At 66.3% G+C, this 24,559-nt stretch carries 22 protein-coding genes; 13 read left to right on the top strand and 9 right to left on the bottom strand.

All coding sequences use genetic code 11. From position 1 onward, the window contains the following. On the bottom strand, positions 1–733 hold a 733-nt coding region (locus tag H162_RS0126775), incomplete at its 3' end, for a S8 family serine peptidase (RefSeq protein WP_040788333.1). A gap of 269 nt (positions 734–1,002) precedes the next feature. On the opposite strand from H162_RS0126775, the gene H162_RS0126770 reads away from it, so the two are divergent. From H162_RS0126770 to H162_RS0126760, 3 genes are all read left to right on the top strand, one after another. Beyond that, complete coding sequence (locus H162_RS0126770) at positions 1,003–1,638, top strand: ANTAR domain-containing response regulator (protein WP_020656561.1); 636 nt, start codon at positions 1,003–1,005, stop codon at positions 1,636–1,638. A gap of 94 nt (positions 1,639–1,732) precedes the next feature. Further along, positions 1,733–2,839 carry an S-(hydroxymethyl)glutathione dehydrogenase/class III alcohol dehydrogenase gene (locus H162_RS0126765; RefSeq protein ID WP_020656560.1) on the top strand — a complete coding sequence of 369 codons (1,107 nt, stop codon included), beginning with the start codon at positions 1,733–1,735 and terminating at the stop codon, positions 2,837–2,839. A 245-nt stretch (positions 2,840–3,084) separates the two neighbouring features. Next, entirely contained in the window at positions 3,085–4,884 is a 1,800-nt protein-coding gene (locus H162_RS0126760; protein ID WP_020656559.1) for a M56 family metallopeptidase, read from the top strand. 70 nt (positions 4,885–4,954) lie between these two features. On the opposite strand, the gene H162_RS0126755 is transcribed toward H162_RS0126760, so the two are convergent. After that, complete coding sequence (locus H162_RS0126755; protein WP_026355143.1) at positions 4,955–5,500, bottom strand: SRPBCC family protein; 546 nt, start codon at positions 5,498–5,500, stop codon at positions 4,955–4,957. Positions 5,501–5,782: 282 nt separating this feature from the next. Here H162_RS0126755 and H162_RS32070 point away from each other — a divergent pair, with 282 nt between their 5' ends. Continuing rightward, complete coding sequence (locus H162_RS32070; protein WP_040788329.1) at positions 5,783–6,190, top strand: GFA family protein; 408 nt, start codon at positions 5,783–5,785, stop codon at positions 6,188–6,190. A 54-nt stretch (positions 6,191–6,244) separates the two neighbouring features. Here the strand turns inward: H162_RS32070 and H162_RS0126745 are convergent, their stop codons facing one another. Then, positions 6,245–6,769 carry a hemerythrin domain-containing protein gene (locus H162_RS0126745; RefSeq protein ID WP_020656556.1) on the bottom strand — a complete coding sequence of 175 codons (525 nt, stop codon included), beginning with the start codon at positions 6,767–6,769 and terminating at the stop codon, positions 6,245–6,247. A gap of 279 nt (positions 6,770–7,048) precedes the next feature. Here H162_RS0126745 and H162_RS0126740 point away from each other — a divergent pair, with 279 nt between their 5' ends. Then, on the top strand, positions 7,049–9,361 hold the full coding sequence (locus H162_RS0126740) for a UvrD-helicase domain-containing protein (RefSeq protein ID WP_020656555.1): 2,313 nt from the start codon (positions 7,049–7,051) through the stop codon (positions 9,359–9,361). Between the two features lie 98 nt (positions 9,362–9,459). On the opposite strand, the gene H162_RS0126735 is transcribed toward H162_RS0126740, so the two are convergent. From H162_RS0126735 to H162_RS0126725, 3 genes are all read right to left on the bottom strand, one after another. After that, a complete protein-coding gene (locus tag H162_RS0126735) occupies positions 9,460–10,236 on the bottom strand; it encodes a BPSS1780 family membrane protein (RefSeq protein WP_020656554.1) in 777 nt (258 codons plus the stop codon). After that, complete coding sequence (locus tag H162_RS0126730; RefSeq protein ID WP_020656553.1) at positions 10,233–11,192, bottom strand: homoserine kinase; 960 nt, start codon at positions 11,190–11,192, stop codon at positions 10,233–10,235. The genes H162_RS0126735 and H162_RS0126730 overlap by 4 nt, the downstream gene beginning before the upstream one ends. 63 nt (positions 11,193–11,255) lie before the next feature. Then, positions 11,256–11,714, bottom strand: a complete 459-nt coding sequence (locus tag H162_RS0126725) for a hypothetical protein (RefSeq protein ID WP_040788331.1) — start codon at positions 11,712–11,714, stop codon at positions 11,256–11,258. A gap of 197 nt (positions 11,715–11,911) precedes the next feature. Between H162_RS0126725 and polA the strand changes: the two genes are divergently transcribed. The 4 genes from polA (at position 11,912) to H162_RS0126705 (ending at position 17,880) form a co-directional block, all read left to right on the top strand. Continuing rightward, on the top strand, positions 11,912–14,686 hold the full coding sequence (gene polA, locus H162_RS0126720) for a DNA polymerase I (RefSeq protein WP_020656551.1): 2,775 nt from the start codon (positions 11,912–11,914) through the stop codon (positions 14,684–14,686). Positions 14,687–14,844: 158 nt separating this feature from the next. Then, positions 14,845–16,065 carry a DUF4382 domain-containing protein gene (locus H162_RS0126715; RefSeq protein ID WP_020656550.1) on the top strand — a complete coding sequence of 407 codons (1,221 nt, stop codon included), beginning with the start codon at positions 14,845–14,847 and terminating at the stop codon, positions 16,063–16,065. Positions 16,066–16,143: 78 nt separating this feature from the next. Further along, positions 16,144–17,028, top strand: a complete 885-nt coding sequence (locus H162_RS0126710) for a dienelactone hydrolase family protein (RefSeq protein ID WP_026355142.1) — start codon at positions 16,144–16,146, stop codon at positions 17,026–17,028. Positions 17,029–17,142: 114 nt separating this feature from the next. Then, positions 17,143–17,880 (top strand): ZIP family metal transporter, encoded by a 738-nt coding sequence (locus tag H162_RS0126705; RefSeq protein ID WP_020656548.1) that lies wholly within the window; start codon positions 17,143–17,145, stop codon positions 17,878–17,880. A gap of 30 nt (positions 17,881–17,910) precedes the next feature. On the opposite strand, the gene H162_RS0126700 is transcribed toward H162_RS0126705, so the two are convergent. From H162_RS0126700 to H162_RS0126690, 3 genes are read right to left on the bottom strand one after another with little or no spacing between them, the layout of a single operon-like run. Next, entirely contained in the window at positions 17,911–18,765 is an 855-nt protein-coding gene (locus H162_RS0126700) for a sulfurtransferase (protein WP_020656547.1), read from the bottom strand. An 8-nt stretch (positions 18,766–18,773) separates the two neighbouring features. Next, positions 18,774–19,697: a DMT family transporter gene (locus tag H162_RS0126695; RefSeq protein ID WP_026355141.1), complete on the bottom strand. Its 924-nt coding sequence runs from the start codon at positions 19,695–19,697 to the stop codon at positions 18,774–18,776. A 13-nt stretch (positions 19,698–19,710) separates the two neighbouring features. Next, the gene (locus tag H162_RS0126690; protein WP_020656545.1) at positions 19,711–20,811 is read right to left on the bottom strand and encodes an aromatic ring-hydroxylating oxygenase subunit alpha; all 1,101 of its coding nucleotides are present in this window, start codon (positions 20,809–20,811) and stop codon (positions 19,711–19,713) included. 340 nt (positions 20,812–21,151) lie between these two features. Between H162_RS0126690 and H162_RS0126685 the strand changes: the two genes are divergently transcribed. The 4 genes from H162_RS0126685 to H162_RS32065 form a co-directional block, all read left to right on the top strand. Beyond that, on the top strand, positions 21,152–21,421 hold the full coding sequence (locus tag H162_RS0126685) for an exodeoxyribonuclease VII small subunit (protein WP_026355140.1): 270 nt from the start codon (positions 21,152–21,154) through the stop codon (positions 21,419–21,421). Continuing rightward, positions 21,418–22,317, top strand: coding sequence for a polyprenyl synthetase family protein (locus H162_RS0126680; protein WP_020656543.1), 900 nt, complete (start codon positions 21,418–21,420; stop codon positions 22,315–22,317). The genes H162_RS0126685 and H162_RS0126680 overlap by 4 nt, the downstream gene beginning before the upstream one ends. Beyond that, on the top strand, positions 22,318–24,189 hold the full coding sequence (gene dxs / locus H162_RS0126675) for a 1-deoxy-D-xylulose-5-phosphate synthase (protein ID WP_020656542.1): 1,872 nt from the start codon (positions 22,318–22,320) through the stop codon (positions 24,187–24,189). A 134-nt stretch (positions 24,190–24,323) separates the two neighbouring features. Further along, positions 24,324–24,559: transposase (locus tag H162_RS32065; protein ID WP_169444586.1), on the top strand; the 236-nt coding region annotated here is incomplete at its 3' end.

The raw sequence follows: 24,559 nt of genomic DNA, 5'->3' as shown, positions 1-24,559 counted from the left end.
CGCCGCCCAGCGACATGCTGATCACGTTCGCGCCCGCCGCGCCGCACTTGTTGGCGGCCGAGGTCAGGGTCGAGGAATAGGCCCAGCCGTCCTTGCCGAACACCTTCACGATGTGCAGCTTGAGCTGCTTGTTCGGGTTGACGCCGACCACGCCGACGCCGCTGTTGTTGATCGCGGCGATGGTGCCCGCCACGTGGGTGCCGTGGTGGTTCTCGTCGGTGTACCACCAGCCGGTGCCGGCGTCGTATTCGCCGGTCACGCTGTTGGCGGACAGGTCTTCATGGTTGCGGTCGTAGCCCGAGTCGATGATGCAGACCTTGCGGTTGCCGGCGCCGGCATCCGACAGCTGGTCGGCCTGGACCAGCTTGATGCCGTACGGGACCAGCTGGCCGCTGGCGTAGGGCGTGCCGGTCGACGGGGAGGTCAGCGCGAAGGGACGGCGCACCACGTCCTCTTCGATGTATTCCACGTTGGGATTGTTCTCCAGTCCCTTGAGCGCGACCGCCGGCACTTCGACGGCCATGGCGTTCATGCCGAAGATTTCATGCTTGACGGAGCCCTTGAGCGCGCCGACCGTGGACTTCAGGAGGGCGGCGGCGCCGGGTTTGAAACTGACGATGATGCGGGTGGTATCGGGAGCAGCCGCCTGGGCGTTGCCGAACATACCGGCAGCCACCAGGGCGGAGAGGCAAATCTTGAGGGACGTCGATGCGCGAGTGTCTTTGCTTACCATGAACCTTCTCCGTAGTGATACTTATTAATGTGCCGCAGCTTATGACCGCGACTTCTTATGTTTCACATACACATGTGCATATGTGTAAATCCAGTGTATTTGGAAAAGTTCTACTCAAGCAATCAATTTCAATCGTGCGCGTGGTGTGTCATAAAACGTACACACTCTTGACAAGGCGCAACATTTTGACGCCGTGATATATTTTTTGGACGGTCGACGACCGTGCGGGCCGGGCATGTGCGAGGGGCCCGGCTTTCTCTGGAGGATGCATGGATTCCACAGCGGCGCGGCGCCTGGTGCTGGTCGTGGACGACGACGCCCTGCTGCGCGAATTCCTGGGCGAAGTGCTGCGCCATGCCGGCTACGACACCCTCGACGCCGGCAGCTCGGCGCAGGCGCTGCGCGCGATCGGGGAGCGTGGCTGCGACGTGGCGCTGGCCATGCTCGACATCGGCTTGCCCGGCATGTCGGGCCTGGAGCTGGCGCGCCTGCTGCGCGAGGAAACCGACATTCCCTTCATGTTCCTGTCCGCCAACGAGGACGCCGCATCGGCGCGCGAAGCCGCGGACGCCGGCGCGGTCGGCTACGTGGTCAAGCCGGTCGACGCGGCGCGCCTGCTGGCCGCCTTCGAGGCGGCGCTGGCGCGCGGCGACGACATCCGGCGCCTGCGGCGCAGCGAAGCGGGCCTCAGCTCGGCGCTGGCGGCGGGCCGCGAGACCAGCATCGCGGTGGGGGTGCTGATGGCGCGCTTCCACATCGGGCGCCAGCTGGCCTTCGACGTGCTGCGCGACCATGCGCGCGCGCAGCGCCGCAAGCTGGGTGAAGTCGCCGAGCAGGTGCTGGCGGCCGAGGAGACCCTCAACGCCGTGCATGCAGCCCTCGCGGAGCGCATGCGCTCACGCTGACGCACGCGTGCGGCCATGCCTTGTTATCATGTCAAACTTGCCGGCGCTGCCACGCGCGCGCCGTGTCCTACCACTCGCGTAACAGGAAGAGAACATGAAGACCAAGGCAGCAATTGCATGGAAGGCGGGCCATCCGCTCACGATCGAGGAAGTCGAGCTTGAAGGCCCGAAGGCCGGCGAGGTGCTGGTTGAAGTCAAGGCCACCGGGATCTGTCATACCGACTACTACACGCTCTCGGGCGCGGACCCGGAAGGCATCTTCCCGGCGATCCTGGGCCATGAAGGCGCCGGCGTGGTCGTCGACGTCGGCCCGGGCGTGACCAGCCTGCGCAAGGACGACCACGTGATTCCGTTGTACACGCCGGAGTGCCGCCAGTGCAAGTTCTGCCTGTCGCAGAAGACCAACCTGTGCCAGGCCATCCGCAGCACCCAGGGCCGCGGCCTGATGCCTGACGCTACCTCCCGATTTTCGCTCGACGGCAAGCCGATCTACCACTACATGGGCACTTCGACCTTCTCGAACTACATCGTGGTGCCCGAGATCGCGCTGGCCAAGGTGCGTTCCGACGCGCCCTTCGACAAGATCTGCTACATCGGCTGCGGCGTCACCACCGGCATCGGCGCCGTGATCTTCACGGCCAAGGTCGAGGCGGGCGCCAACGTGGTGGTGTTCGGCCTGGGCGGCATCGGCCTGAATGTGATCCAGGCGGCCCGTATGGTCGGGGCGGACAGGATCATCGGCGTGGACCTGAACCCGGAACGCGAAGCCATGGCGCGCAAGTTCGGCATGACCCATTTCATCAACCCGACCAAGGTCGAGAACGTGGTCGACACCATCGTCCAGCTGACCGACGGCGGCGCCGACTACAGCTTCGAGTGCGTGGGCAACGTCAACACCATGCGCCAGGCGCTGGAGTGCTGCCACAAGGGCTGGGGCCAGTCGATCATCATCGGCGTGGCGGCGGCCGGCCAGGAGATCTCGACCCGTCCGTTCCAGCTGGTCACGGGCCGCGTCTGGAAGGGCTCGGCCTTCGGCGGCGCGCGCGGCCGCACCGACGTGCCGCGCATCGTCGACTGGTACATGGAAAACAAGATCAACATCGACGACCTGATCACCCACCACCTGCCGCTCGAACGCATCAACGAAGGCTTCGACCTGATGAAGTCGGGCGAGTCGATCCGCTCGGTCGTGGTCTACTGATCCTTTCCGCCGGCGGACCGCGACGGTCCGCGGCAACCCTGCACTGCATCCCGCGCGGCGTCCTGCCGCGCGGCCTTCCTCCTGCCGCCTGTACCGCCGATCCGGCGGCCTGTCGCACCGCGCTGGCCCGTGCGCATCCAACTCCCTAGAGTGCCGAATGGCCGATGTACGGCTCAAAGTAGAAAAAAAGTTCTAGACAAAATTATCTAGACATTTTATTCTGGATCCGACCTGGAGGAGAGTGCATGGCGATGAACGAGATGCTGGCGACGGCGGCGGCCGGCCTGGCCTGGGCCCTGCTCGATTTCGTCTGGCAGGGCGTGCTGGTCGGATGCTCGGCCGCGATCGTGCTGGCGCTGATGCGCGGCGCGCGGCCGCAGGCGCGCCATGCGCTGGCCTGTGCGGCCCTGCTGCTGTGCGCGGCCTTGCCGCTGGCGGGCATGGTGCAGCGCATGGGCGAGCCTGAAGCCCTGACCACCATGCTGCCGCTGTCCGCGGCCGGGGCCGGCGGCGCGCCCGCCGCGGGCATGCCGGTGGCGGCGTTCGACGCCGGCCGGCTGGCCGGCTGGGAAGGCGCGCTGCAGCAGCGCCTGCCGCTGGTGCTGCTGTTCTGGTCCTGCGGCGCCGGGCTGCTGGCCTTGCGCATGGCGCTCGGCCTGCTGTGGGTGCGCAATCGCAGCCGCGCCGGACGCCTGCGTGGCGACCCGTACTGGCAGGCGCGCCTGGATGCGCTGGCGCGGCGCTTCGGCATCGCGCGCCGCGTCACCCTGGGCCTGGTCGACGACCTGGCCAGCCCGGTGACCGCCGGCTGCTGGCGTCCGGTGGTGCTGGTGCCCGCCGCGCTGGTGACGGGCATGCCGCCGCAGCTGCTGGAAGCGCTGCTGGCGCACGAACTGGCGCATGTGCGGCGCTTCGATTACCTGGTCAACCTCGTGCAGGGCGCGATCGAGATCCTGCTGTTCTACCACCCGGCGGTCTGGTGGCTGTCGACGCGGATCCGCGCCGAGCGCGAACAGATTGCAGACGATGTAGCCGCAAGCGAGCTTGGCGAACCGCGGCGCCTGGCGCTTGCATTGTCCGAACTGGACCTGTTCCAGTTCACCCCGCAACTTGCCCCAGCGGCACACGGAGGAAATCTTATGTCTCGCATCAAACGCCTGGTTCGCCCCGAAGCCGAGCCACTGAACTGGAAACTGGCGCTGCCCATCCTCGGCCTGGCCACCTGCGCCGCGCTGTATGCCTGGGCGGCGCCGGTGCAGGCCGCCGCGCCGGCTGCCGCGCCGGCGACCGCGGATGCGCCCGCCGCCCGCAGCGAAGCGCGCGTGGTGCGCGAGGCCGCGCGCGGCGAACCCTATGCGCTGGTGCGTGCGAAGTCCGATGGCATGGACATCAGCGGCAGCAGCGACGACTGGGACGAGGTGCGCGCCGCGAAGAACCGCATCGGCGGCGAGTTCCTCTGGTTCCGCGAAGGCGGCCGCGCCTATGCCATCCAGGATCCGGAGGTGCTGGCCAAGGCGCGCGCCGCCTGGGCGCCGCTCGACAGGCTGAGCGCGCAGATGGACGTGTACGGCAAGGAGATGGACCAGCACGGCAAGAAGATGGAAGCGCTGGGGCGCGAGATGGAGCGCGCCTCGGTGAAGGTGCAGGTCGATCCTGGCCAGTCGCGCGCGATCGAGCAGGGAATGGAGGCGCTCTCGCGCCAGATGGAGGCGCTCGGCAGCCAGCTGGCCGGGGCGCGCGACGAGGCCGAGCGCGAACGCATCCAGGACCGCATGGAAGAGACCGGCGAGCGCATGGCCGCCGCGGGACGCCGGATGTCGGAGGTGCACAACGGCCCGGAAATGCGCAAGGCGCATGCGACCATGGAAGAACTCGGGCGCAAGATGGAAGTCGCCGGCAAGCCGATGGATGCGCTGGGCAAGCGGATGGGCGTGCTCGGCAAGGAAATGGAGCGCGAGAGCAAGGCGGCGGACAAGACCGTGCGCGCACTGATCCGCGACGCGCGCGCCAGGGGGCTGGCGCGTCCGGTGCCGGCCGCGGGCTGAGACAGGCGCGGCGCCGTGCCGATGTAAAAAAAACGCCACCGCAAGGTGGCGTTGTCGTCAGTGGACCGGATCAGTGCTGGGCGATCTTGCCCCGCCATGCACCGGTTTCGGAACCGCGCTTCTCCAGCATGTCCTTGAAGTTCGACAGGTTGGAGCGCGCTTCCATGCGCACTGCGCCGAAGGCGTCGCCGATGGCTTCCAGGGGACCGTCGGGCTCGTAATCCATCTGCAGCGCGATGCGGGTGCAGTTGTCCGAGATCTTGTGGAAGGTGACCACGCCGCCGTTCTTCACGCCGGTGACGCTGCGCCAGGCGATGCGCTTGTCAGGAATCTGTTCGGTGATTTCCGCATCCCATTCCTTCTCTTCACCGGCCACGTTGGCGCGCCAGTGCAGGTGCTTGTCGTCCAGCTGGCGAATCTCGCGGACGCTCTTCATGAATTGCGGGAAATCTTCGAACTGGGTCCACTGGTTGTACGCGGTGCTGACCGGGACATTGACTTCGATCGTCTCGACGATGGACGAGCTGGTGCCTGAGCCCCGGTTTTTCTTCATTTGCTTCGACAGCATCATGCCGCCCACCGCGAGGGCAGCAACGGTAACTACGCGATTCAGCATTTTGGATCTCCTATGGGCAGGGAAGCCGCTCCGCATGCGCAATAAATATCGGCCCGACCCTTTGCATGCGGGTTGTCTGGCTTCATGGTGTTGGTACGACGGGCCCCGCGAACGTGTCGCGAATCTCTGGTTAAAATAAGCGAAAAGACAATCGGGTGGCGCGCGGAAGGCTGGGCTGTCCAGGCTGCCTGGATATGGATGAGCACGCTATTTCACGCGATACAGCGATCTTCCATCACGGAATTCCATCATGTGCCGCCGGCGCGGCGGCCGGGAGGACCCATGAACTTGCAGGGTGGATGCTATTGCGGCGCGGTGCGCTACGAGGCGCAGGGCCGTCCTTTCAACAGTACCTTGTGCCACTGCAGCGATTGCCGCAAGCTGGCGGGTGCGCCCGCGGTGGCCTGGTTCAGTGTCCGGAGGGACGCGTTGCGCTGGACCGGCCGCGAGCCGGTGCGCTTCCGCTCGAGCGGGCACGTCGAACGCAGCTTCTGCCCGGCCTGCGGCAGCACGCTGACTTTCCACGACGACCATTGGCCGGACGAGATCGACATCGCCACGGCCAGCCTCGACGACCCCGAACAGGTGCCGCCCGCCGACCACACCTATGTGCGCAGCCGTCTCGGCTGGATGAAGATGTGCGACGGCTTGCCGGAATACCCGGCCACGCGGGCGGCCGGCAAGGAATGAAGGGGCCGCCGACACCGGCCGCGCCAAGCGGCCGACGGGGCAAGGGAAACGCAATCAGCGGCGGCGCATGCCCTGGTCGCTTGCCTGGGCCTGCATGTGGACCAGGTTGGCTTCGAAGGCCGCCATCTGCAGGCCGACCTGCGTCAGGTCCATGCCCGCGCGTTCGAGTTTCGGAAAGAAGTCATTCTCTTCCTGCTGGACGTGGTCCATCACCATCTTGATCAGTTCGCGCATCAGCCCGTCGGTGCGCTGGTCGTCCAGCGACATGCCCCGCAAGGATGCCAGCATGTCGTCGACCTGCTGGTGATCCTGCTCGAAGTGGGCGATCATGCCCGGGTCGATGGCGCGCACGGCGGGATAGAACACCGATTCTTCCAGCTGCGAGTGCATGTGCAGCGCCTGCAGGATCTGGGTCGCGCACTGCTTCTTCACCTCGGGGTGGTCGCTGTTGAGATATTTGTCGGCCAGCTTGCGGACCAGGTTGTGGTCGCGAATCAGGGCCTCCACCGGACGATCGACCGGGAATGCGCTGCCCCGGCTGCCCGTCCCTGGATTGTTGGAGTCGTTCACGCTTGCCATGGCATCCTCCTTGATGTGCAAGGTTAATCGTAGGCGCCGTCGGGTGCGGCGCCCGGGAAACGATTCAGTCAGGGTAGACGCATTCAGGGCGGGTGCATAGTGACGATTCGATTGAAACGGGAGTGAAGCCGTTCATGTCGGCCGCCTCGGACAGCGCTTCGCCGGGAAGATCGCCAGCGATGTCGATGTGGCAATGCTCGCCAAGGAAAGCGTTCCTTCATGCGCTGAACGGCGCGCAACAGCAGGCGGTGGCGCGGGCCCCGGCGGTATAATGGCCGGATGCAGAATCTCCTCCATAACCTCAATCCCGAACAACTTGCCGCCGTCACCCTGCCTTCGCAGAGTGCGCTGATCCTCGCCGGTGCGGGCTCCGGCAAAACGCGCGTCCTCACCACGCGCATCGCATGGCTGATCCAGACCGGCCAGGTGTCGCCGGCCGGCATCATGGCGGTGACGTTCACGAACAAGGCCGCGAAGGAGATGCTGACCCGCCTCTCGGCGATGTTACCAATTAACACACGCGGCATGTGGATCGGCACCTTCCACGGCCTGTGCAACCGCCTGCTGCGCACGCACTACCGCGACGCGGCGCTGCCGCAGACCTTCCAGATCCTCGATTCGCAGGACCAGCTGTCGCTGATCAAGCGCATGCTGAAGGCGCACAACGTCGACGACGAGAAGTACCCGGCCAAGAACCTGATGTACTTCATCAACAACTCCAAGGAGCAGGGCTTGCGCGCGTCCCAGGTCGAGGCCTACGACCCGATCGAGCGCCGCATGGTCGAGCTGTACGAGTTGTACGACCAGCAATGCCAGCGCGAAGGCGTGGTCGATTTCGCCGAGCTGCTGCTGCGCTCGTACGAACTGCTGGCGCGCAACCAGCCGCTGCGCCACCACTACCAGATGCGTTTCCGTCACATCCTGGTCGACGAGTTCCAGGATACCAACGACCTGCAATACAACCTGCTCAAGCTGCTGGCGGGGCAGGGCGAAAGCGGCGGCGGCGCGCTGTTCGCCGTGGGCGACGACGACCAGAGCATCTACGCCTTCCGCGGCGCCAATGTCGGCAACATGACGGCCTTCGAGCGCGACTTCCAGGTCAGGAACCTGATCAAGCTGGAGCAGAACTACCGCTCGCACGGCCACATCCTCGACAGCGCCAACTTCCTGATCGCGAACAACGCCAAGCGCCTGGGCAAGAACCTGCGCACGGACGCGGGGCAGGGCGAACCGGTGCGCATCTACGAGGCCTCGTCCGACCTGGAAGAGGCGCAGTGGATCATCGAGGAAGCCAAGAGCCTGATGGGCGAAGGCGTGCCGCGCAGCGAGATCGCCATCCTGTACCGCTCGAACGCGCAGAGCCGCGTGATCGAGCACGCGCTGTTCGCGGCCGGCCTGCCGTACACCGTGTACGGCGGCCTGCGCTACTTCCAGCGCGCCGAGGTCAAGCACGCGATCGCCTACCTGCAGCTGATGGACAATCCGCACAACGATTCGGCCTTCCTGCGCGTGGTGAACTTCCCGACGCGCGGCATCGGCGCGCGTTCGATCGAGCAGCTGCAGATGGCGGCCGACTCCTACGGCGTCTCGCTGTACGCCGCGGTGCCCTACATGACCGGCAAGGCCGGCACCTCGCTCGGCGGCTTCGTGAAGCTGGTCGAGGGCGCGCGCTTCGAGACCCAGCAGCTGCCGCTGCCGGAACTGGTGCGCGTGGTGCTCGAGCGCAGCGGCCTGCTGGCGCACTACCAGAACGAGAAGGAAGGCGCCGACCGCATCGAGAACCTGGAGCAGATGGTCAACGCGGCCACCCAGTTCGTGCAGGAAGAAGGTTTCGGCGTCCAGGCCCCGGCCCACCTGGGGCCGCCGGCCCAGGCGCAGGCGGGCGAAGCCCTGCTGGACCAGGACGGCATCGAAGTGCTGGATGGCGGCGCGCCGCTGCCGGCGGTGATGTCGCCGCTGTCGGCCTTCCTCACCCATGCCTCGCTGGAGGCGGGCGACGCCCAGGCCCAGGCCGGGCAGGAAGCGCTGCAGCTGATGACGGTGCACTCGGCCAAGGGCCTGGAATTCGACGCGGTGTTCATCACCGGCCTCGAGGAAGGCCTGTTCCCGCACGAGAGCAGCGCGCGCGAACTCGATGGCGTGGACGAGGAACGGCGCCTGATGTACGTGGCGATCACGCGCGCGCGCCGCCGCCTGTACATGAGCTTTACCCAGCAGCGCATGCTGCACGGCCAGACCCGCTTCAACATGAAGTCGCGCTTCTTCGACGAGTTGCCGGAAGAATCGCTCAAGTGGCTGTCGCCGCGCGTGCAGACCAACTGGTTCTCCAACAGGAAGGCGACGACGGCCTGGGACGATGCGGAATTCCGCAACGGCACCGACAACCGCATCGCGCAAAAGATCACGCAGAAGTCCGGCCATGGCAGCGGCTGGCGGGTGGGCGAGTCGGTGGCGCACGCCAAGTTCGGCGAGGGCGTGATCGTCAATATCGAAGGCGGGGCCGGCGCGGCGCGGGCGCAGATCAATTTCGGCGCGGCCGGGATGAAGGTGCTGGACCTGTCGGTGGCGAAGCTGGAGCGGATTGCGCGGTAGGGTGGACGGCTTTGCCGTCCACGCGGCGATCGTTGACGTTTGGACGGTCGCGGATGTGCCGGCGACCGTTGACGCGTGGGCGGGAAACCCGCCCCACCCTACTTGGTCAGGTCGACCTTGGCGGCGCCGTCCTGCGGCTTCCCGAAAATCTCCCGGTACCCGGCATACATCGCGCACTGCAGCAGCAGGATGAACAGGAAGATCAGCCACATGATCAACACGCGCGTGATATTGCTGCCCCCCAGGATCATGGTCACCACCATGCAGATCGCGAAGAAGATCGCGAACCATGCCAGCAGCAGCACCAGGAACACGCGCGCGCTGCGCAGCACCGCGAAGAAGCTGTAGAACACGGCCTTGCCCGGCCCCATCTTCTGCCAGTAGGCCAGCGGCGCGGCGAAGCACAGCGCCATCAGCGCCGCCACGTCCAGGCCGAGGATCCCGAACATCGACAGCACGTCCGAGGCCGCCACCTGCGGCTGGGCGCCTTCGCGGCTCTGGCGCGCGACCTCTTCCCAGAAACCCGGATCGATCGCCAGGCGCGTGATCAGGGCCAGCAGCAGCGACACCCCCAGGTAGATCAGCCCGACCTTGCACAGCTGCGCGACCGCGGGCTTGCGGAAGCCCGTCAGCAGCACCGCCGGGGTGACGCGCTGGCCGTTCTCGATCATTAAACATGCCTGCATGAAAGCCATCGAGAACGATGGAATCAGGATCACCGCGATCATCGGCCCCAGCAGGGGCACGGCACTGATGCCGATGCTGATCAGGATATTCGCGAACAGCAGCGTGGTCAGCGCCGCCGGCTGTTGTCGAAACAGGCCGGCGCCTTGCTTGAGCCAATTCCAACCGGTGATTGCAGGCATATTGTTCATACAGGCAGCTCCGGCGCGGCATGGTCGATGCGTTCGCGCAGGATGCGTTCAAAATGGGTCGGATCGTGCGGCGTCAGCAATTCGGCCTCACGGGGTAAATGCAGATCGTACAGGCGCGACAGCCAGAAACGCAATGCCCCGGCGCGCAGCATCGGCTGCCAGGACGCCTGTTCGCCGGCCGTGAACGGCCGGACCGCATGGTAGGCGCCCTGCAGGGCGCGCACCCGCGCCTCGTCGAGCCTGCCTGACGCCAGGTCGACGCACCAGTCGTTGACGGTGACGGCCACGTCGAACAGCCAGGTGTCGCAGCCGGCGAAATAGAAGTCGAAGCAGCCGGTCAGGCGCTCGCCCTGGAACATGACGTTGTTGCGGAACAGGTCCGCGTGGACCGGGCCGCGCGCCAGTTGCGCATAGGTGCCGGTGGCGGCGAAGCCGCTCTGGTAGGCGACCTCGGTGCGCAGCAGCGCCGCCTTGGCCTCGTCCAGGAAGGGCAGGACCTGGGGCGCGGTCGCCACCCACCAGTCCAGGCCGCGCAAGTTCGGCTGCGCCATCGGGAAGTCGCGCGCCGCCAGGTGCATCCTGGCGAGCATGGCGCCGACTTCGGCGCAATGCACCGGCTGCGGGTCGAGCTGGGAAGCGCCGCTCAGGCGGCTGACGATGATGGACGGCTTGCCGTGCAGCGGCACCACCAGCTCGCCATCGGCGTTGGCGACCGGCGCCGGCACCGGGATGCCGCGTTCGGACAGGTGGCGCATCAGCTGGACGTAGAACGGCAGCTGTTCGAAGCCGAGGTTCTCGAAAATCGTCAGCACGTACTCGCCGCGCTCGGTGGTAAGGAAGAAGTTGCTGTTATCGATGCCGGAGGATATGCCTTCGAGCCCGACGGCTTGGCCGAGGGGGAACTGCTTGATCCACTGGGTAAGGTCGTCCAGCGAGACCGCGGTGAAAACTGCCATGTGCTAGCAAAATAGGTGAGGTGATCGGCGCCGCCGGCTGCCGTGCAGCCTGGGGCGGCAGGATTATTGTTTCCCGGTCGGTTCGAGCGGCGGGGGCGGCGGCGCTTCGGCGCGGGCCGGGACGCCGGACTTGGCCGGCGCCGGGCTGACCGGCTGCTCGGTCGCTCCCTGCTTTTTGGGATTGCCGAAGTCGAATTCCTTCACCGTCCATTGTGGGGCGCGGATCATGGTGCTCTGGGCATCACCCGGTTGGGCGTTGCCAGCTGGAACGTTGGGCTTCATGGTGTAGCGGCTGGGGCCGCTTTGTACTTCGACTTCGGTGACCTGGCCACCCTGCTTTTTTTCCGTGATGCGGGTGCGCTCGCGCGGCGGGATGGTCGTGGCCGGCACATCGCTGCCCGGCTCGATGCGCTCGAGTTTCGGTGGTTCCTGGCTGGGCGGACGCTGCTGCGCGGCGGCGAAGCCGGCAGGGGCGGACAGGCACAGCGTCAGGAGGGCGAGGCGGTAGGGCGTGCGCAGCATGATGATCACCTTGTGTCGTTTAGTCCATTTTAACAAACAGCGTCGGTTCCCTGTGAAAAGTGTGCCGAAGCCCCATATACGGGGGATGTTACCGACCGGGAAGTTGTGCTTTGCCCAACCCGGATTCTGCGATAATGCCGGACACTTCCGCGCGGCGCCCGCCGGCGCGGCGCATCGCCCATCCTTGATTTCGCCCTATGGACAATACCCTTCTGCTCGTTGACGGTTCCAGTTATCTCTATCGCGCCTTCCACGCGCTGCCCGACCTGCGCAGCCCGGACGGTTTCCCGACCGGCGCCATGCACGGCATGGTCAACATGCTGCGCCGCCTGCGCAGCGACTTCCCGGCCGCCTACATCGCCTGCGTGTTCGATGCCAAGGGCAAGACCTTCCGCGACGACCTGTACCCCGAATACAAGGCCACGCGCGCCTCAATGCCGGAAGACCTGGGCAAGCAGATCGAGCCGATCCACGAGGTGGTGCGCCTGATGGGCTGGCCGATCCTGATGGTCGAGGGCGTGGAAGCGGACGACGTGATCGGCACCCTGGCGGTGCAGGCTTACGCGCGCGGCATGAACACCGTGGTGTCGACCGGCGACAAGGACCTGGCCCAGCTGGTCAACGACAAGGTCATGCTGATCAATACCATGACCAACGACAAGCTGGACGAGGCGGGCGTGCTGGCCAAGTTCGGCGTGCCGCCGAACCGCATCATCGACTACCTGACCCTGATCGGCGACACGGTCGACAACGTGCCGGGCGTGGCCAAGTGCGGTCCGAAGACCGCGCTCAAGTGGCTGACCCTGCATGGTTCGCTCGACGGCGTGGTCGAGAACGCGCACACCATCAGCGGCGCGGTCGGCGAAAACCTGCGCGCGGCGCTCGAATGGCTGCCGAAAGGCCGCGAGCTGATCACGGTGAAGACCGACTGCGACCTGGCCGCCCACATCATCTCGTTCGAGGAGACCCTGGTCGGCCGTCCCGAAAACGCGGAAGGGCTGCGCGACTTCTTCCAGCGCTACGGCTTCAAGACCATGCTGCGCGAACTGGGCGGCGCCGCCAGGCCGGCCGCCGGCGTGGCGCCGGCGGCCGGCAGCGGCCCGAACGGCGCCGCGCTGAATTCGCCCGAAGGCGTATCCGGCGCCCTGCCGGGCATGGCCGTCATCAAGGGCGAGTACGAGACCGTGCTCACCGGCGAGCAGCTCGACACGTGGCTGGCGCTGGTCGATGCCGCCGCCCTGACCTCGGTCGATACCGAGACCACCTCGCTCGACCCCCTGAACGCCGAGATGGTCGGCATCTCGCTGTCGGTGGAGGCGGGCAAGGGCGCCTACATCCCGCTGGCGCACCGCTACGCCGGCGCGCCCGACCAGCTCGGACGCGAGCACGTGCTGGAGCGCATGCGCCCATGGCTGGAAAACCCGGCCAAGCCCAAGCTGGGCCAGAACCTGAAGTACGACATGCACATCTTCGAGAACCATGGGGTACGGCTGCGCGGGATCGTCCACGACACCCTGCTGCAATCCTATGTGTTCGAGTCGCACAAGCCGCACGACATGGACACGATGGCGATGCGCCACCTCGGCTACACCACCATTCCCTATGTCGACGTGTGCGGCAAGGGCGCCAACCAGATCTGCTTCGACCAGGTGGAGCTGGCGCGCGCAACCGAGTACGCGGCCGAGGATTCCGACATCACCCTGCGCCTGCACCAGGCGATGCTGGGCCATGTCGAGAGCGACAAGGGCCTGTCCTACATCTACCGCAACATCGAGATGCCGACCATGGAAGTGCTGCAGAAGATCGAGCGCAACGGCGTGCTGATCGATGCGGCCCTGCTGGAGGTGCAGTCGGCGGAGCTGGGCAAGCGCATGCAGGAACTGGAGCAGCAGGCCTATGAACTGGCCGGCGGTCCGTTCAACCTCGGTTCGCCCAAGCAGATCGGCGAGATCTTCTTCGGCAAGCTGCAGCTGCCGGTCATCAAGAAGACCGCCACCGGCGCGCCCTCGACCGACGAGGAAGTGCTGCAGAAGCTGGCCGAGGACTATCCGCTGCCGAAGATCCTGCTGGAGCACCGTGGCATGTCGAAGCTGAAGTCGACCTATACCGACAAGCTGCCGAAGATGGTCAATCCGAAGACCGGCCGCGTGCACACCAACTACGCGCAGGCGGTGGCGATCACCGGCCGCCTGTCGTCGAACGAGCCGAACCTGCAGAACATCCCGGTGCGGACCAGCGAAGGGCGCCGCATCCGCGAAGCCTTCATCGCGGCGCCGGGCAAGGTGATCGTCTCGGCCGACTACTCGCAGATCGAGCTGCGCATCATGGCGCACATCTCGGGCGACGAGGCGATGCTGAAGGCCTTCGCGGAAGGCGAGGACATCCACCGCGCCACCGCCGCCGAGATCTTCGGCGTCCCGCCCGCCGAGGTGCAGGGCGAGCAGCGCCGCTACGCCAAGGTCATCAACTTCGGCCTGATCTATGGCATGAGCGCCTTCGGCCTGGCCCAGAACCTGGGCATCGAGCGCGCCGCGGCGGCCAGCTACATCGACCGCTACTTCGCGCGCTTCTCGGGCGTGAAGCAGTACATGGACGAGACCCGCCTGCAGGCCAAGGCGCGCGGCTACGTCGAGACCGTGTTCGGCCGCCGCCTGTGGCTGCCGGAGATTAACTCGCCGAACGGCCCGCGCCGCGCCGGCGCCGAACGCGCGGCAATCAATGCGCCGATGCAGGGCACGGCGGCCGACCTGATCAAGCTGGCCATGATCGCGGTGCAGGGGTGGATCGAGACCGAAAAGCTCGACACCCGCATGATCATGCAGGTGCACGACGAACTGGTGCTCGAGGTGCCCGAGACCGAGCTGGAACTGGTGCGCGTGAAGCTGCCGGAGCTGATGGCCGGCGTGGCCACGCTCAAGGTGCCGCTGCTGGCCGAGACCGGCGTCGGCAAGAACTGGGAAGAAGCGCACTAAGTCCTCCGCGCAGTGGAGCCGCGCCTGTTGCTACGAGGTGCGGCTCAACTGTAATCTCTGTAAGCAAACGTTTCTGCGGGCGTGTGCAGGGACTAAATTGCTTGTCGGAATGTTAGGATTTCACCTGTCGCCATGTGGCGAAAACGAAATCCATCTCCATGTTCCCGACCAAAGACCAACTTGCCGTACCCGGCGCCATCTGCCTTGCCGCCGTCATCCTCGTCGCCTGCGGCGGCGGAGGCGGCGAGAAGGCGCCGGCCGCGCCGGCCGCACCGGTCAGCACGATGGGCAGGCTGGCGGTGTCGCTGACCGACGCCCCGGCCTGCGGCTTCGACGCCGTCAACGTGACCGTCACCAAGGTGCGCGTGCACCGCAGCGAAGCGGCGGCGGAAGGGGATGCGGGCTGGACCGACATCACGCTCGATCCCGCCAGGAAGATCAAGCTGCTGGACCTGAACAACGGCGTGCTCGAGGCGCTGGGCCAGGCGCCGCTCGAAGCGGGCCGCTACACCCAGCTGCGCCTGGTGCTGGACGCGAACGCAAGCGGCACGGCCAATACCGTGGTGCCGACCGCCGGCAAGAACGAACAGCCGCTGGAGACGCCCGCCGCGGTCCAGAGCGGCATCAAGCTGGTCGGCGGTATCGACGTGATCGCCGGCATCACGACCGACGTGGTGCTCGACTTCGACGCCTGCAAATCGGTCCTTCCGCGCGGCAGGGGCAATTACGCGCTCAGGCCGGCCGTCAAGCTGGTCCCGGCCGCCGCCAACGGCATCGCGGGCTTCATCAGCACCACGCTGCTGGGGCGCAGCGTGCAGGTGTCGGCGCAGCAGGACGGCGTCATCGTCGGCGCCACCTCCCCGAATCCGGCCACCGGCGAATTCGTGCTCTCGCGCCTGGCGCCGGGCAGCTACGACGTCGTGATCACGGCCGACAACAGCGCGGCCAGCGTGGTCGCCGGCGTGCCGGTCGCGTCGATCGCCAGCACCACGGTCCTGAGCACCGCCGGCGCGCCCATCATGCTCGCACCGGGCATCGGCGGCTCGATCAGCGGCGCCGTGAGCATGAGCCCGGCCAGCCAGGAAGCGGCCTACGTCTCGGCGAAGCAGAGCTTCGCCGCCGGGCCGACCGTCACCATCCGGTACCAGGGCGCGGACCTGGCGAGCGGCGCCTACACCCTGGCCAACCTGCCGGTCTCGGCGCCGCAGTACGCGACCTACAGCGCCGCCTTGCCGCTGGCCTTCAGCGCCAGCGGCGCCACGGCGGCGGGCGTGTACCGCGTCGAGGCCGCCGCCGCCGGCCATGCCGGCAAGGCGGTCGACGGCGTCGACATCAAGGCCGCCAACCGCTCGAACCTGGACTTCATCCTGACCCCGTAAACACGCGAAAACTCAAGCGTGCAAACTCCGGCTCTTTGCTAAGATAGCAAGCCTGTCCAATATGACCGGAGGGTGTCCATGAAAGATCTCGTAAGCGATGGAAGCAGCCTGGTGTCTGCCAGCGCATTCGAAGACGGCGTCGACCGCCGCGATTTCCTGAAGGCGGCGGTGGGTAGCGGCTTTGCCGCGGCAACGCTGCCGGTGGTGGCCCAGACCGTGGTCACGACCGGTACCGACGGCCTGAGCACGGCCGACAGCACCATCGTCATCAACGGCCAGGACGTTCCCGTCTACCGCGCCCAGCCCGAGGGCAAGACCGGGGTGCCGGTGATCCTCGTCATCTCCGAGATCTTCGGGGTGCACGAGTACATCAAGGACGTCGCGCGCCGCTTCGCGAAGCAGGGCTACCTGGCCATCGCGCCCGACCTGTTCGTGCGCCAGGGCGATGCGACCAAGGTGGCGAACATCGCCGACCTGATGAAGGACATCGTCGCGAAGACCCCGGACGCGCAGGTCATGTCCGACCTCGATACGGTGGTGAACTGGGCCAAGCAGCGCGGCGGCGACACCGAGAAGCTCGGCATCACCGGTTTCTGCTGGGGCGGGCGCATCACCTGGCTGTACGCGGCCCACAATCCGAAGGTCAAGGCCGGCGTGGCCTGGTATGGCCGCCTGGTGGGCGAGTCGAACCCCAACCAGCCGAAGCATCCGGTCGACGTCGCCCAGAACCTGAAGGTGCCGGTGCTGGGCCTGTACGGCGGCAAGGACACCGGCATCCCGCTGGAGTCGGTCGACAAGATGCGGGCGGCGCTCGCCAAGGGCAACAGCAAGTCGGCCTTCCACGTCTACCCGAACTCCGGACATGCCTTCCACGCCGATTACCGTCCGAGCTTCAACGAAGCCGACGCCAGGGATGGCTGGAAGCGCGCGCTCGACTGGTTCCGCACGCACGGCGTCGTCTGATCTTGCACGGCCGCACGCCGGGGACGGTACAATGTCCGGTTTGCGGCCAGACGCAAGACCAGAACAAGAGGCTTTCAAATCGACCCGATTCTCAGCTCCATCCTGCTGGCGACCGTGATCGCCGGCGTCGTCAGCATCTCCGGGGCTGCCATTTTTTCGTTCGCGCTGCTGTCGAAGGTGGTGGAGCGGATGGTCAGCCTGTCGGTCGGCATCATGCTCGCCACCTCGCTGCTGCACGCGCTGCCCGAGGCCTTCGAGTCTGGCGCCGACCCGCGCAGCCTGTTCGCCACCCTGCTGGGCGGCCTGCTGGCGTTCTTCGTGCTGGAAAAGCTGGCGATCCTGCGCCATTCGCACCACCACGAGGGTGACGGGCACCACCACGCCCACGGCCATGACGCGCGCGAGGCGGGCAAGTCGGGCTGGATGATCCTGCTCGGCGACTCGATGCACAACTTCACCGACGGCATCCTGATCGCGGCGGCCTTCCTGGCCAATCCGGAACTCGGGATCATGACCGCGCTGGCGATCGTCGCCCACGAGATCCCGCAGGAGATCGGCGACTTCATCGTGCTGCTCAACGCCGGCTTCACGCGCATGCGCGCCTATGTATTCAACCTGCTGTGCAGCCTGATGGCGGTGGCGGGGGGGCTGCTGGGCTACTTCACGCTGGGCCAGGCCAGCGGCCTGATTCCCTACGTGCTGGTGTTCGCGTCGTCGGGCTTCATCTATATCGCGGTGAGCGACCTGATGCCGCAGATGCAGCGCCGCGCGACGGTGCGCGAGTCGGTGCCGCAGGTGCTGCTGATTGCGATCGGGGTGGGGATTGTGCTGGCGCTGAACCACACGGCGTAGGGTGGACGGCTCTGCCGTCCACCCTACCGATTAGTCCACGCCTTTTGCGACCGGCCGCGACGGATCGCCGACCCATTCGCTCCACGAGCCCGGATACAAGGCAGCGCCGCTCAAGCCGGCGACTTCCATCGCCAGCAGGTTGTGGCAGGCCGTCACCCCCGACCCGCACTGCATGATCGCCTTCGAAGGATCGTCGACCACCGCCGCGAACTCCTCGCGCAGCTGCCCCGCATCCTTGAAGCGCCCGTCCGCCGCCAGGTTATCCTTGAAGAAGCGATTCCTCGCGCCCGGGATATGCCCGCCGACCGGATCGATGGTCTCGTTCTCGCCGCGGAAGCGGTCCGCCGCGCGCGCATCGATCACGGTGCGCTCGCCCTTGTCCAGGTTGTCCATCACGTCCGCCACCGTCACCGTCGGCACGAACGGCGCCCGCACCGTCAGCGAACCGCGCGGCTTCGAGGGAACCCCGGTCGCCAGCGGCCGGCCGAGCGCCTGCCAGGCCGCCATGCCGCCGTCCAGCACCGCCACGGCCTCGTGGCCGAGCCAGCGCAGCAGCCACCACAGGCGCGCCGCGAACATGCCGCCGTGGGCGTCGTAGGCCACCACCTGGGAAGCGTCGCTCACGCCGAATCCGCGCAGCGTCTCGGCCAGCGCTTCCTTCTCGGGCAGCGGATGGCGGCCGCGGAAGGTGCCGTCGGCGCCACGCTTCCCGCCCGACAGCTCGGTCTCGATGTCGGCGAACACCGCATTCGGCAAATGGCCGATGGCATAGCCTTCGCGGCCGGCGGCCAGGTTGATCAGGTCGTGGCGGCAGTCCACCACGACCCAGTTCGGGTCGTCGATGTGCGCGCCCAGGTCGGCGGCGGAAATCAGGGTTGTATACATGGCGCTCCTCAGGTTTCGCTAGCGATCGGATCGGTCTTCTCGGTCACGGCGCCGCGCGCCGTGCCACGGGTATTGTAGAACGTCGCGGCAATGCCGGAGACCAGGATCACGGCGATGCCCAGCCACACGTACCAGTTGAAGCGGTCGCCCCACAGCACCAGTCCCCACATGCTGGAAAACACGATGCCGGTGTACTGCAGGTTCGCCACCACCAGCACCTTACCGACGCGGTAGGCGCGCGTCATCGCCATCTGCGCCATCAGGGCGGCGAAGCCGATCGCCAGCAGCAGCGCGCCGCTGTACCAGGTATGCGAGTGGAAGACCGCGTCCTTCGGGCCGTCGCCCGCCACGGTGCCGGCCAGGCCGACCAGGGTGGTGGTCAGCGAGAAGTAGAACACCACTCGGTACTCGGGCTCTCCCATCTGGCCGAGCTTGCGCACCTGCATATAGGCCATCGCCGAGATCACCGCCGACACCACGCCGGCCAGGCCGCCCAGCCACTGCTGGCTCTCGACCGCCGGCTGCAGCACCAGGGTCACGCCAAGGAAGCTCATGCCGATCGCCACCACCAGCGGCCATTCGGCATGCTTGGTCCTGGTCCACCAGCCGAGGGCAAACATCCAGGCGGCGATCCAGATCGGCGACATGTAGTTGAGCGTCATGGCCGTGGCCAGGGGCAGGCGGGTGAGCGCGAAGAACCACAGCCACAGCGAGGTGACGCCGACGATGCTGCGCCAGAGGTGGGCCTTGGGGAAGGGGGTCCTGAAGGTGGTGCCGCCCTGGTGGCGCACCATCAGCGCCAGCATCGTCGCGCCGATCAGGCCGCGGTACATCAGCAGTTCGGAGGTGGAGTAGAACTCGGAGGCCAGCTTCACGGCCGCGCCCATGGCGGCGAACGCGAAGCTGGCAAACAGCATTAAAAGTGAAGGCATCAGGTTCCAGACATTACAGCTCGAGCTTGCTGCGGTACCACTCATGGAAGTGCTGCATGCCGTCTTCCATCGGCGACTGGTAGGGGCCGACCTCGTTGACCCCGCGCGCCAGCAGGATCTTGCGGCCGGCATCCATGCGCAGCGCGATCTCGTCGTCCTCGACCGCGGTTTCCATGTAGGCGGCGCGCTCGGCCTCGACGAATCCGCGCTCGAACAGCACGAATTCCTCGGGATAGTAGAACTCGACCACGTTGCGCGTCTTCTGCGGACCGACCGGCCACAGGGTGGACACGACCAGCACGTTCGGGTACCACTCGACCATGATGTTCGGGTACAGGGTCAGCCAGATGGCGCCGTGCTTCGGCGGCTGGCCGTTGTTGAACTTCAGGACCTGTTCCTGCCACTTTTTATAGGCGGGCGAGCCGGCCTTCTGCAGCGCCCGGTTCACGCCCACGGTCTGGACGCTGTAGTCGCGCCCGAATTCCCAGCGCAGGTCGTCGCAGCTGACGAAGTTGCCCAGGCCCGGGTGGAAGGGCTCGACGTGGTAATCCTCCAGGTAGACCTCGATGAAGGTCTTCCAGTTGTAGTCGCACTCGTGGATCTCGACGTGGTCGAACATGTAGCCCGTGAAGTCGAGGTCCTTGGTGACCTCCATCTTGCCCAGCTTGTCCATCACGTCGTAGCCGTTCTGCTCGAACAGCAGGCCGTTCCAGTTCTGCAGCGGCGTCTTGGACAGGTTCAGGCACGGCGTTTCCGCGAAATGCGGAGCGCCGATCAGTTCGCCCTTCAGGTCGTAGGTCCAGCGGTGCAGCGGGCACACGATATTCTTCGCATTGCCGCGACCATTGAACATCAGCGCCTGGCGGTGGCGGCAGACGTTGGACAGCACTTCGATGCCGCTGGCGTTGCGCACCAGCATGCGGCCTTCGTGTTCGGATGCGAGTGTCGCGAAATCGCCTACCTCCGGCACCATCAATTCGTGCCCGATATAGCGCGGGCCCTTGTGAAACAGTTGCTGCATCTCGCGCTGCAGCAGCGCTTCTTCAAAGTAAACATTTACCGGAAGCTGTGCGCACGAACGCGCCAGCTTGGCGTGGGTAGCCAGATCGGACATCCCAACCCCCCTTTTAAATAAGCGTCAAGCCAAAGAAGAGAAAGAATCCAAAGACCAGTATTTTGGTTGAGGAAACACGGTATTTCGGACAGAACCGGAGATTATACCGTGGAACGAGCTCTACAGTCTCGGGCCGGCGCGAGATTGTGGTGCTCTCGTGCATAGAAATTGCCGAAAAGGCATTGTTTTCATGAGGGGAGAAGGGGAGGGGCTAGAATGTGACAGTGCCGGCAAGTTGTGGATGGTGCAATGTGCGCACCCCTGCTGGGGTGGATTGATCTAAAATACGCGATTGGACTGACCCGTGGCGCACAACATGCGCTGCCCTCACGAAACTGATATGGCAAACAACATAACCGTCGACGACGGCGCAGCGCCGGCTGGCACCGCCACACTATCCTTTGAGCAGGCAATGGCCGAGCTGGCCCAACTGGTAACGCAGATGGAATCCGGCCAGTTGCCGCTGGAAGCATCGGTCGCGGCCTACGCGCGCGGCTCGGAACTGGTGAAGTATTGCGCCGCCCAGCTCGAGAAGGTCGAGGCGCAGGTCAAGGTCCTGGAAGGCGACATGCTCAAGCCATTCGCGGCGGACGACGAGGGCGTGCAATGACGGAACTGGCATTCGACGCCTGGGCCAGGGAAGTCCAGGCCGAGGTCGAGGGAGCGCTCGACAGCTTCCTGCCCGCTGCCGCGAGCGTGCCGCACAAGCTGCACGAAGCGATGCGCTACACGGCGCTGGGCGGCGGCAAGCGCGTGCGCCCGCTGCTGGCCTATGCCAGCGGCGCGCTGTTCGGCGGCGACCGCGGCGCGCTGGCGCGCGTGGCCTCGGCGGTGGAAATGATCCACGTGTATTCGCTGGTCCACGACGACATGCCGTGCATGGACGACGACGACCTGCGCCGCGGCAAGCCGACCGTGCATGTCGCCTATGACGAGGCGACCGCGCTGCTGGTCGGCGACACGCTGCAGGCCCAGGCCTTCCAGGTGCTGGCCGACACCGATACCGGCGCCGTGCCTCCGGCGCGGCTGGTGACCATGCTGCGCCTGCTGGCCGAGGCGGCCGGTTCGACCGGCATGTGCGGCGGCCAGGCGATCGACCTGGACAGCGTGGGCCTGGCGCTCACGCGCGACGAACTGGAGCGCATGCACCAGCTCAAGACCGGCGCCATGCTGCGCGTGTCGGTGATCCTCGGCGCGCTGGCCGGCCGTGACCTGGCCCCGCGCGAACTGGAAGCGCTGGCGGCCTACTCGAAGGCGATCGGCCTGGCGTTCCAGGTGGTCGACGACGTGCTCGACGCGACCGCCGATTCGGCGACCCTGGGCAAGACCGCCGGCAAGGATGCGGCCGACAACAAGCCGACCTATGTGTCGATCCTCGGGCTGGAGCCGTCGCGGGCGCTGGCCGAGCAATTGCGGCGCGAAGCGCATGAGGCGCTGGCGCCATTTGGAGAACAAGCACAGCGGCTGCGCGAACTCGCGGACCTGATCGTGCAGCGGAAGGCCTAAATGAAACTGCTAGAAACCATCAACGACCCCGCCGACCTGCGCAAGCTGCCGCGCACGCAACTGACGCCGCTCGCCCACGAGCTGCGCCAGTTCCTGCTGGAGTCGGTCTCGAAGACCGGCGGCCACCTGTCGTCCAACCTCGGCACGGTCGAACTGACCATCGCGCTGCACTACGTCTACGACACGCCGCGCGACCGCATCGTCTGGGACGTCGGCCACCAGACCTATTCGCACAAGATCCTGACCGGCCGGCGCGAGCGCATGCCGTCCCTGCGCCAGCTGAACGGCCTGTCGGGCTTCCCGAAGCGCGACGAAAGCGTGTATGACACCTTCGGCACCGCGCATTCGTCGACCTCGATCTCGGCGGCCCTGGGCATGGCCCAGGCTGCCAGGCTGAAGGGCGAGGACCGCCACGCCATCGCCGTGATCGGCGACGGCTCCATGACCGCCGGCATGGCCTTCGAGGCGCTCAACAACGCCGGTGTCGAAGAAGACGTGAACCTGCTGGTGATCCTGAACGACAACGACATGTCGATCTCGCCGCCGGTGGGCGCGCTGAACCGCTACCTGGCGCGCCTGATGTCGGGCCAGTTCTACGCCGCCGCCAAGACCGTCGGCAAGAGCGTGCTGCCCGGCCCCGTGCGCGAGCTGGCGCGCCGCCTCGAGGAGCATGCCAAGGGCATGGTGGTGCCGGCCACGATGTTCGAGGAATTCGGCTTCAACTACATCGGCCCGATCGACGGCCACGACCTGGAATCCCTGATCCCGACGCTCGAGAACATCAAGAAGCTCAAGGGTCCGCAGTTCCTGCACGTGGTGACCAAGAAGGGCCAGGGCTACAAGCTGGCCGAGGCCGAGCCCATCCTGTACCACGGCACCGGCAAGTTCAATCCGCTCGAGGGCATCCAGCCGGCGGCGGCGCCGGGAAAGATCACCTACACCGAGGTGTTCGGCAACTGGCTGTGCGACATGGCGGCCGTGGACAAGCGCCTGGTCGGCATCACGCCGGCGATGCGCGAAGGCTCGGGCATGGTGCGCTTCCACCAGGAGCACCCTGAGCGCTACTTCGACGTCGGCATCGCCGAGCAGCATTCGGTGACCTTCGCCGCCGGCATCGCGACCGAGGGCATGAAGCCGGTGGTGGCGATCTACTCGACCTTCCTGCAGCGCGCCTACGACCAGCTGATCCACGACGTGGCGCTGCAGAACCTGGACGTGACCTTCGCGCTCGACCGCGCGGGCCTGGTGGGCGCCGATGGCGCGACCCACGCCGGCAACTACGACCTGGCCTACCTGCGCTGCATCCCGAACATGGTGGTCATGGCGGCGTCGGACGAGAACGAATGCCGCCAGATGCTGACCACGGCCTACCACTATCCCGGCCCGGCGGCGGTGCGCTATCCGCGCGGCGCCGGCGTGGGCGCGGCGATCGCGCCCGAGCTGGGCTCGATCGAGATCGGCAAGGGCGAAGTGCGCCGCGAAGGCAAGGACATCGCGATCCTGGCCTTCGGTTCGATGGTGGCGCCGAGCCTGAAGGCGGGCGAGGAGCTGAACGCCACGGTCGCCAACATGCGCTTCGTGAAGCCGCTCGACGTCGAGCTGGTCAAGCGCCTGGCGAAGGACCATGCCTGCATCGTGACGGTGGAAGAGGGCTGCATCATGGGCGGCGCCGGCGCTGCGGTGGCCGAGGCGCTGGCCGCCGAAGGCCTCGCCAGGCAGGTGCTGATGCTCGGCCTGCCCGACAAGTTCATCGACCAGGGCGACCCGGCGGCGCTGCTGGCGTCGGTGGGGCTGGATGCCAAGGGCATCGCGGCCTCGATCCGCCAGCGGTTTTCGGCGACCGAGCCGCGGCTGGTGGTGAACAACACCTGATGTAGTAGCACGTCCTTCCCTCCGCTGGCGGCAGGGCGCTGGCCGGCGAGAAAACGGGGACCGCAAGGTCCCCCAGACTGCTGACAAAGTCAAAAGCCCTCGCCAACGGCGGGGGCTTTTGATTTAATGTCATCATGCTCAAGACACCTTCTCCCTTCCAGCACGAGCTGGAGATGGTCACGCTGGAACAGCTGGTACCGCAAGACCATTTGCTGCGTCTGATCGACCGCCACATCAAGTTCGATTTCATCCGGGAACAGACCGCGCATTTGTACTGCGCCGATAATGGTCGCCCAGCACTGGACCCTGTGACGCTGTTCAAGATGCTGTTCATCGGCTACCTGTTTGGCATTCGTTCGGAGCGCCAGCT

The organism is Massilia niastensis DSM 21313 (genome assembly GCF_000382345.1).
Taxonomy (GTDB): Bacteria; Pseudomonadota; Gammaproteobacteria; order Burkholderiales; family Burkholderiaceae_D; genus Telluria; species Telluria niastensis.
Note: the sequence above shows the minus strand (reverse complement) of the source record. Positions and strands in the feature narration are given on the sequence as shown.